The following is an 8868-nucleotide window of genomic DNA, read 5'->3' as shown; positions in this document are numbered from 1 at the left end:
CCGAACAGAGAAGTTAAGCCCTTTCACGCCGATGGTACTGCCGTCACTGGTGGGAGAGTAGGTAGACGCCGAATTTTTAGAAAGAGAGTCACTATTTACAGTGACTCTTTTTTGGTTTATTTAGTAAATGATTTTAATTTAGAGCCGTTTAATTTAGATTTAATTAATTCCATGGCATTGTTTGGTTTATTTAGTAAGGGTAAAAAGGAAATTTTAGACAAGGGACTTGAAAAAACAAAAGAGAGTGTTTTAAAAAAACTAACGAGAGTTATTCTTGGAAAATCTAAAGTTGATGATGAAGTATTAGATAATCTTGAAGAAGTCTTGATTTCTTCAGATGTTGGTGTAGAAACAACAGTTCGTATTATAGAACGGATAGAAAATCGGGTGGCTCAAAATAAATATATAGGAATCGAGGAATTAAATCAGGTCTTAAGGGAGGAAATTGTCTCTTTATTAAAAGAAAATAATATTGATTATTTAAATGAAAACGAATTGTTGAAAAAGGGGATACCATATGTGATTATGGTGGTTGGAGTAAATGGTGTGGGTAAAACAACAACAATTGGTAAATTGGCTAACAAATTTAAGGAAGCAGGGAAAAGTGTGATTCTTGGAGCTGCAGATACTTTTCGTGCAGCAGCAGTTGATCAATTAGTAATTTGGGCAGAACGAGTAGGTGTTCCTATTGTAAAACAGGCTATGGGGGCAGATCCTGCTTCTGTGGCTTATGATACATTATGTAAAGCTAAGGCAGATAATATAGACGTGGTTATAATAGATACTGCGGGACGTCTTCACAACAAGATAAATTTAATGAATGAGCTGACTAAAATTAAAAATGTCATGAAAAAAATTGTTCCAGAAGCTCCTCAGGAAATATTATTGATTTTGGATGGGTCTACGGGGCAGAATGCTTATGAACAGGCAAAACAATTTACTTTAGCAACAGAAGTAAATGCACTTGCTATTACCAAATTGGATGGAACTGCTAAAGGAGGTGTTGTGATAGGAATCTCTGATCAATTTAAGATTCCTGTCAAATATATAGGAGTTGGGGAACAAATAAATGATTTGCAAGTATTTGATAGGGAGGATTTTGTAAATTCATTATTTAATTGATGATATTAATCCTTAGACCGTTTAGATTTTAAGAACTTTCCCTTCTTTTTAGGATAGTGATTTTTTCGCTGGGTTCTATTATGGTGTATCTGAGACAATGTACTTGTGTTATAGGTAGGAGATTCACCTAAAATTGAAGGTAAAGGTATTTTGTAAATATCTTTTTCTAGAAACTTTTCAATTCGATAAAATTTTCTTTGTTCTTTCTCCGAAACAAAAGTAATTGCTAAACCTTCTGCATTAGCTCGTGCTGTACGACCGATTCTATGGATATAATCTTCAGGATCAAGAGGAACATCAAAATTTAATACAGTTCCTATATCTTCAATATCAATGCCTCGGGCAACGATATCTGTAGCTACTAATATCGTAATTTTATTATTTTTAAAATCAAGCATTACTTTTTCTCTCTCATTTTGTTCTAAATCGGAATGCATGGCAGCAACATTAAATTGCATTAATTTTAGAATACGTGCCAATTCTTTTACCTTTTGTTTAGAAGAAGAGAAGATAATACTTTTAGACTTAATGGGTTTATTGAATAATTCTTTAATAAGTCCCATTTTTTGTGTTTCATAACAAATATAAGCAACTTGGGTAATAGCTTCATTGGCTTTAGAGATAGCAATATTTATTTCTGCAGGATTCTTTAAAATACTTTTGGCTAATTGTTGGATTTTTGGGGGCATAGTTGCTGAAAACATGATAGTCTGCTTATTTTGGGGCAGTTTTTTTGCAATTTTCATAATATCGTCGTAAAATCCCATATCCAACATTCTATCGGCTTCATCTAATATAAAATAACAAACATGTGATAAATCAATGTTATACATATTCAAATGAGTAATCAATCTTCCAGGAGTAGCAATAATAACATTAGCACCCATTTCTAAGCCTTGTTTTTGTTGTGTCCAAGTTGCACCATCTCCACCGCCATAAATAGCTAATGTTGAGATGGAAACGAAATAGGAAAACCCTTCAAACTGCATGTCAATTTGTTGAGCAAGCTCTCTGGTTGGAGCCATGATAATAGCATTAATGTGATCATCTTGTTGTTTTGTTTTTGCCATTTGATTTAATATAGGCAAAATATAAGCGGCAGTTTTACCCGTTCCGGTTTGAGCGCATCCGATAATATCTTTTCCTTCTAAAATAATGGGTATTGCTTTCTCTTGAACAGGAGTTGTCTCTTTAAAATTCATAGCATCTAGTCCTTGCAACACGGATGCTTCTAATCCCATTTCATTAAATTTCATACTGCCTCTATTTTAATATATGCGAAAATAGAAAAAAACGTTGAATCTTAAAAGATGAATACATACCTCTCTTTTTATTTTATAAATTTGCCATTTAAATTAATTAAATCTATGGAAGACTTTCAAAGTTTAGGATATCATAAAAATGTAATAGAATTTGTTGCAGTAGCAAAAGAATTTTGTGATTTTGTTGAGACAATACCTTCTACAACTCTTCAAGATACAATACTGAGACTTCAGAAATTTATACCGTTAATCTATTTAAAAGGAAGCCTATTACCGGTATGTGAATGTACGGAATTAGGAATTCGAGAAGACAATGTAACAGAAGAGCAATATAACTATTTATATACGGAATTGCATAATAAATTAGGAGAACACGATGAATATTTAGAAGTATTTGATGATAATATGCAATATAGTGAAACTCCCGTTATTAATTCCATTGCCGAGAAAATTTGCGACATATATCAAGATTTAAAAAACTTTATTTTCTCCTATCGTTGTGGTATGCCGGAAATAATAGAAGAGGCCTTATGGGAATTAAATAATAACTTTGAACTATATTGGGGGAAAGCGTGTGTGGGAGTATTGAGAGCTATACATCAGGTCGTTTATCAGATAAAGGATGAAGAGAAAAAAATTGATAGGAAAACCTTGTAGAATTTAATTAGAAGCATGAATAGTGATTACAAGCAAACAATCAGCTCTGAGGAAATAATAAACTTCCCGGTTTTTGTGTATAAAGAAGAGGTAGTATTGATTGAAGATGCTTCTAAAGTGGATGAAGCTGTTAATTTCTTGACATCCTATTCTTGTATAGGATTTGATACAGAAACACGTCCGGCCTTTAGAAAAGGAGAACATCATAAAGTTTGTCTTTTACAATTGGCTGTACAAGAACGGGTATATCTTTTCCGTTTGAATAAATGCGGCTTTTCTCATTCACTGCGTAATTTATTGGCAAACGAAAAAATCAAGAAAATAGGAGTAGGCATTCGGGATGATGTAAAAGCACTTCAGCAATTGGGACCTTTTATTCCCCAAGCTTTTATCGACTTGCAGATTTTTGCGGAACAATTTGGAATAAAAGAAAAATCTTTTTCAAAATTGATGGCAATTATCTTTCAGGTAAAGATATCAAAACGCCAGCGTACCTCAAACTGGGAAGCACTGCAACTGACTGAAAGCCAAATTAGATATGCGGCAACAGATGCTTGGGGAGCATTGAAAATGTATATGCAATTAAAAAAAGATAATTAATTATGATTCGTTGGTAAGGTAAAAGAAAAAACACTCCCCTCTCCAGGAGTTGAACTTAAATAAAACTTCCCTTTGTTAGTACGAATAAAATCACGGCATAATAATAAACCTAAACCGCTTCCTTTCTCATTATTTGTGCCATACGTCGTAAGTCTGTCATCACCTTGGATTATTCTTTTTTGATTTTCGGGAGATATGCCGACACCATTATCTTTAACAGATATAAAAGCAGACTTCTTATCTTTTTTCAAATAAACATCAACTTTTCCATAAGGAAAAGTAAATTTGATAGCATTAGAAATAAAATTACGCATAATAGTTTTAACCATATCTTCATCGGCATACACTTGAATGGGAGAATGCATGTGTAAACTCAGATGAATATTCTTTGAATCGGCAATACTGGTAAACAGTGTAATAACTTGTTGGACAATAATTCCAATCTCAAATTGGGTAGGGGTAAATTTGATTTGTCCGGTTTGTTTTCGGGTCCATTTTAATAAATTCTCCAAAAGATTAAATACTTCCTCAGTAGTTTCATTAATCATTTCAAACTTTCTTCTGATACTGACATTCTTAATCTTGCTTTTTTCGCTTTCGATAATAGCATTAATCATTTTGATAGTACTGATAGGAGCTCTTAAATCATGTGCAATAACAGTATAAAATTTATCGCGTGAAAGAATACTTTGCTTGAGGCGTTCATTCTGTTTTTGGATAAATCTTTGTGTCTTATATTGAAATAACAAATGATAAATTCTAAACAACAACTCATTTTTTTGTAATGGAAAAGTAATAAAATCGGAGAGAGGAAAATGAAACTCTTTGCCGATAACATTAGGAGAGAAAAATCCAATAAAAATAACAGGAATATTCCGTGTAAACGTCTGATTCCGTATATATTGTATACTATAATGCTTTTCAGGAATAGTGGGATTCAATATAATTAAATCGGGTTTATTCTCTACATTGAAAAACAGCGGTTCGGGATAAACTCGTTTAACAAGTCGAAAATCAGTATCTTGAAGCAGATCTTCAAGCTTCGTCACCTCATCTTCTGACGAAGAAAGCAACCAGAGAATATAAGCCCTTTTCTTGTGTAGCATACGTACTCTTTTTTAATTCTTGAGCCTATGAGAAAGATGGGCAATTAATAAATTCTTTTCTATATTGGCAGCAATAACAGAAGCAATCAAAGACATAAAATGAATCTCCTTCTCGCTCCAGTTTTTTTCATGTCGGCACATAGAAAGAGACAAAAAAGCAAAAAAATTCCGCAAGAGCAACGGTAAAAACAAAACATTAATAGTAGAATACTTACAATAAAACTGCTTCAGTTCGGGATTATGAAGTTGTTCGGGGTTATTGATTAAAATATAAGCCTTCTCATTTAACTGTTGTTCTAAAAGAGGATCAAAAAAACAAGGGATTTTTTTTACCTGTTTTTTTATTGTGGGGACATGGCAATCACACCATTCATGAAGAATATTGAATGTGCGATCCGGATATATCTTAATAATATGGATTCGGTCATACCCGAACTTTTTCCCCACCAAACCTAAGGCCTCTTCAATATTATTGTGATAATTATGATTAGAAGTAAGCCTAATGTTTAAATGCGATAGAAATTCAACATCAGACAAATTCATACTTATTTCCTTTGCACTTATCGTATTCATTGCTTAAAACTTGATGTTTAAATTTATATGTACTCGCTTATACCTAAATCATTTGTCGCAAGTTGCGGATACCCTCCTTTTTAACGTTTAAGCATTGGAAAAGCCTGTATACATGCAAAATAGAATGAAACAACAATAAAAAGAACATAAAAAATTTGGCAACATAAAGAAATTTTGTACTTTTGTGCCCGGGTAAGTCCTATGCGACCAGCTCCTGTTGAATCCCCCTAGGGTCGGAAGGCAGCAAGGGTAGATGGTTGTAGCGGTGCGACATAGTTCGCTTACCCAATTGCCTCTTTAGCTCAGCTGGCCAGAGCACGTGATTTGTAATCTCGGGGTCGTTGGTTCGAATCCGACAAGAGGCTCAAAAAACAACCAGTTGCTGTTGTAGCTCAGGGGTAGAGCACTTCCTTGGTAAGGAAGAGGTCTCGGGTTCAAATCCCGATAACAGCTCAGCCGTAAAGCCTGCCTAGCAGGCTTTTTTAGTTTGCAAGTTATTGTTATATAGTGAGTTAGAAAATAAGATTTTCATTTTTAATACAAAGGGGTAATACTCTTGGTGCAATGGAAGAGGTAGAAGTTTCTACCTCTTTCTTTATTGTAGAATGTTGCTTGTTTTCTTGTGTATCTATCTGTAAATCAACCTTAAATACCTTGTTTGTATGGGTTTTGTGGGTAGAACAGAGAAGGAAGTTTGTTTCCAAATTTGTTACCAATTTGTTACCAAATTTCTCCTCCAATATTGTGCCTTTGGTCGGTGATATATTTGTAAATATGGAAATATCAACCATTTGTAGAAAAGACCGAATTTCAAAACAGAATGAAGTGACAATAAGCATACGTTTGTATCATAATTATGAAACACGAAGAGTCAGTAGTGGATTAAAAATTGATGCCGATTATTGGGATTTTGAGAATAATTGCTTAAAAAATGATGTGCCTAATCGTGTACATCTGCAATATATTCTTGATGAGCAAATTCAAAAATTAAGGAAGAAAGAACTTGAATATAAAATTCAAGGAAAGGAGTATTCCATTGATGATATTTTGGGCGTCAGTAGAAAGTCTGTCACTACTATTGCTGTCTATTTCCAAAAGGTTATTGATGAATTGACAAGTTTAGGACGCTTGAATACACGTGATAAATATAAATTTACGTTTTCTTCATTATCTAAATTTAAATCATTGGATATACCTTTTACGAAAATAGATGTTCAATTTCTTAGAGAGTATGAAATATTTCTTCGTAAAATAGGGCAGGCGGATAATAGCATAGCTACAAAATTTAGTTGTTTGAAAGCTCTTTATAATAAGGCATTAGATGAAGAATTGTTCGTTTGTGAGAAAAATCCTTTTAAAAAAATTAAAGTTGGGACTTTGTGGAAGTCTACGAGAAAAAGAGCCATTACAAAAGAGGAAATTCATCAATTAACCAATCTCAATTTGGCAGCTTTATCTAAATATCCGAAGCCTTATCTTGAATTTGCCAGAGATATTTTTATGTTTTCTTATTTGACGGCAGGAATAAATTTTAAAGATATTGCATCCTTACGATGTTGTGATGTGGAAAATAATAGAATTTATTATACACGTAATAAGACAAAAAAGAATCTGACTTTTCAACTCTTACCGGAAGCATTGAATATTATTGGTAAATATTTGAAAGATGATAAGGAAGGTGGAGATTATATTTTCCCTATTCTTGATAAACGTTTACATGTGACTGAACAGCAAAAATTTGACCGCATTCAAAAAGTAAGGGCAGAAGTAAATAAGAGCTTGCGGCTCATTAGTGAAGCAATGGGATTAAAACATAATTTAACAACCTATGTTGCGCGTCATTCTTTTGCAACAATTTTGAAAAATTCAGGTGTAAACGTAGCTTTGATAAGTGAAGCATTAGGTCACTCTGATTTAGCGACGACCCAAATCTATCTTGACAGTTTTGAAAACGAACAAGTGGATGCAGCCATGAGTAATTTATTGTAACTCTATTCCCCTCTCACTTCCTTAAAATTGGAGTGAGGGGGGGATTTTTTTTATTTTTGGGTGTTGTATCTTGAAAACCTTATACAATGTCTGAAACCAAAATCGTAATCCCCTGTGACGTATTAAAACGTATTACTCCTTTGTTGCAAGAAAACATTTCTTATGAGCCTGTCATGTTCATAGATGTGTTCCGTAAAATGGAAGCTATATTTCTCATTGGGAAGGTTACAGATGACCCTAAAAAATTAGAAAAAGGCATCCCTTATTATATGAAAGAGGAAGAAATGGATTTTTATTTCCGTAAAAGAAAACCGGAAGATTTCACCTCAAAATATGACCCACAAGACCCATATGCACTTGTTTATGAATTTGGAAATAACATAGAACTTACTACTAATCTTACAGAAAGCCAGCCTACTTTTTCCATTAAAGACTTTGATAAATTATGGGACAGCTATAAATTACCCCACGATGACTATTATTATGCCTTCCTTGTTCTGATTGCCGTATACACCAAATATATTCATACGTATGGAGCATTTGATTGCGAAATAGATACTTCCGCCTCTATGCGTGAGGAAACATTAAGACTACTCAGCCTACTTTGGAAGCCTGTTTCCAATGGAAATCCAAGCATTAAAATTTCCTACAACGGAAAATCCCTTACCCTTGACAACCAAAACGGTTGGCTCAAAAGAATTCTTTACACCTCTTTAGGTGAAAATATGGATTTAGAAGCCATAGAGAAAGAGATAAAAGAAAAATACACTGTCAAATCCAAAACAGGAAGAAAGACGAAAAAAAAACAATGCAATCTCCTGTTAAGTGCCTATAATCTCATACACCGTACTTCTCTAAAAAAGGATAAAGTGGCATTAAATGATATGGAAGCACTATTTCTTATTGACTTATTCAAGTATCTGAAATTGCATAGCAAGAAAAAAGAAGTGGATTTTGTCTATATGCGTGCCCTGTTGTCACACTACCAAGAAGAAAAATCCGTAATAAATTGGTGGATTTTTGAATAAAAATTTACTGCCGTTTTCCCTGTTTATTTCCCTTTTCTAATTTTCCCCTTATCTTCTTTTCTCATTTCCAGACATAAACAATTCTCCACATAAATAAACTTCCATTGATTTATGCGGTTATTTATTTATAACCACTTATTTATCAATACAATAGGGTAATTCTGTCATACATTTGCAATGTCAGCTTGATTATTTGAAGCTTCAATCAAACTGAACTGCACACTCCTGCAGGATTAGGAGCAAAAAATAAAAAAGTATGCAAAACAATAAAAAAAACATTGACATGCTAAGTATGAAAGAGTTAGAGAAAAAATTAATCAATGCAGAAAAAAAACTTGCACGGCTGAAATCAAAACCTGAAACCAAGCCGATGGATATTCTCTCCCAAGAGAGTATCATCAAGGGGCTAAAAGAACATATAGCCCAGTTGGCAGAAACGCCAATAGAAAAAGCCAAATTAATCCAGCCGGAGAAAGGCGTACAGTCTTTCCAGTTGGCAGGAAGTAACGAGATTGTAAAATACAAACTCGC

Annotated in this window: 9 protein-coding genes, 2 tRNA genes and 1 other RNA gene; 9 read left to right on the top strand and 3 right to left on the bottom strand. The window is 33.5% G+C overall.

Translation table 11 applies throughout. From position 1 onward, the window contains the following. Positions 1–171 precede the first annotated feature (171 nt). Positions 172–1122, top strand: a complete 951-nt coding sequence (gene ftsY, locus NFR61_RS10865) for a signal recognition particle-docking protein FtsY (protein ID WP_251624031.1) — start codon at positions 172–174, stop codon at positions 1120–1122. A 5-nt stretch (positions 1123–1127) separates the two neighbouring features. On the opposite strand, the gene NFR61_RS10860 is transcribed toward ftsY, so the two are convergent. After that, entirely contained in the window at positions 1128–2378 is a 1251-nt protein-coding gene (locus tag NFR61_RS10860) for a DEAD/DEAH box helicase (RefSeq protein ID WP_251624025.1), read from the bottom strand. A 111-nt stretch (positions 2379–2489) separates the two neighbouring features. Here NFR61_RS10860 and NFR61_RS10855 point away from each other — a divergent pair, with 111 nt between their 5' ends. Both NFR61_RS10855 and NFR61_RS10850 read left to right on the top strand, forming a co-directional pair. Next, positions 2490–3041 (top strand): DUF5063 domain-containing protein, encoded by a 552-nt coding sequence (locus NFR61_RS10855; RefSeq protein ID WP_251624023.1) that lies wholly within the window; start codon positions 2490–2492, stop codon positions 3039–3041. A 15-nt stretch (positions 3042–3056) separates the two neighbouring features. Beyond that, positions 3057–3641 carry a 3'-5' exonuclease gene (locus NFR61_RS10850; RefSeq protein ID WP_251624021.1) on the top strand — a complete coding sequence of 195 codons (585 nt, stop codon included), beginning with the start codon at positions 3057–3059 and terminating at the stop codon, positions 3639–3641. Here the strand turns inward: NFR61_RS10850 and NFR61_RS10845 are convergent. Then, positions 3638–4747 carry an ATP-binding response regulator gene (locus NFR61_RS10845; protein ID WP_251624020.1) on the bottom strand — a complete coding sequence of 370 codons (1110 nt, stop codon included), beginning with the start codon at positions 4745–4747 and terminating at the stop codon, positions 3638–3640. The two genes, NFR61_RS10850 and NFR61_RS10845, sit on opposite strands and share 4 nt — an antisense overlap. Before the next feature lie 12 nt (positions 4748–4759). After that, positions 4760–5320, bottom strand: a complete 561-nt coding sequence (locus NFR61_RS10840; protein WP_251624018.1) for a GAF domain-containing protein — start codon at positions 5318–5320, stop codon at positions 4760–4762. Between the two features lie 190 nt (positions 5321–5510). Between NFR61_RS10840 and ffs the strand changes: the two genes are divergently transcribed. The 6 genes from ffs to NFR61_RS10810 form a co-directional block, all read left to right on the top strand. Then, an RNA gene (gene ffs / locus NFR61_RS10835) (signal recognition particle sRNA small type) lies at positions 5511–5604 on the top strand. Positions 5605–5611: 7 nt separating this feature from the next. Further along, positions 5612–5685, top strand: a tRNA-Thr gene (locus NFR61_RS10830). A 16-nt stretch (positions 5686–5701) separates the two neighbouring features. Beyond that, positions 5702–5773, top strand: a tRNA-Thr gene (locus NFR61_RS10825). Between the two features lie 111 nt (positions 5774–5884). Continuing rightward, positions 5885–7309: a site-specific integrase gene (locus NFR61_RS10820; RefSeq protein ID WP_251624016.1), complete on the top strand. Its 1425-nt coding sequence runs from the start codon at positions 5885–5887 to the stop codon at positions 7307–7309. An 86-nt stretch (positions 7310–7395) separates the two neighbouring features. Beyond that, positions 7396–8337, top strand: a complete 942-nt coding sequence (locus NFR61_RS10815; RefSeq protein ID WP_251624014.1) for a hypothetical protein — start codon at positions 7396–7398, stop codon at positions 8335–8337. Between the two features lie 256 nt (positions 8338–8593). Then, positions 8594–8868, top strand: a 275-nt coding sequence (locus NFR61_RS10810) for a hypothetical protein (RefSeq protein WP_251624012.1), incomplete at its 3' end; no start/stop codon positions are given.

The sequence above is a fragment of the Odoribacter lunatus genome (assembly GCF_943193135.1).
GTDB lineage: Bacteria > Bacteroidota > Bacteroidia > Bacteroidales > Marinifilaceae > Culturomica > Culturomica lunata.
The sequence above is the reverse complement of the archived record's forward strand: the minus strand, read 5'-3'. Positions and strand labels throughout refer to the sequence as shown.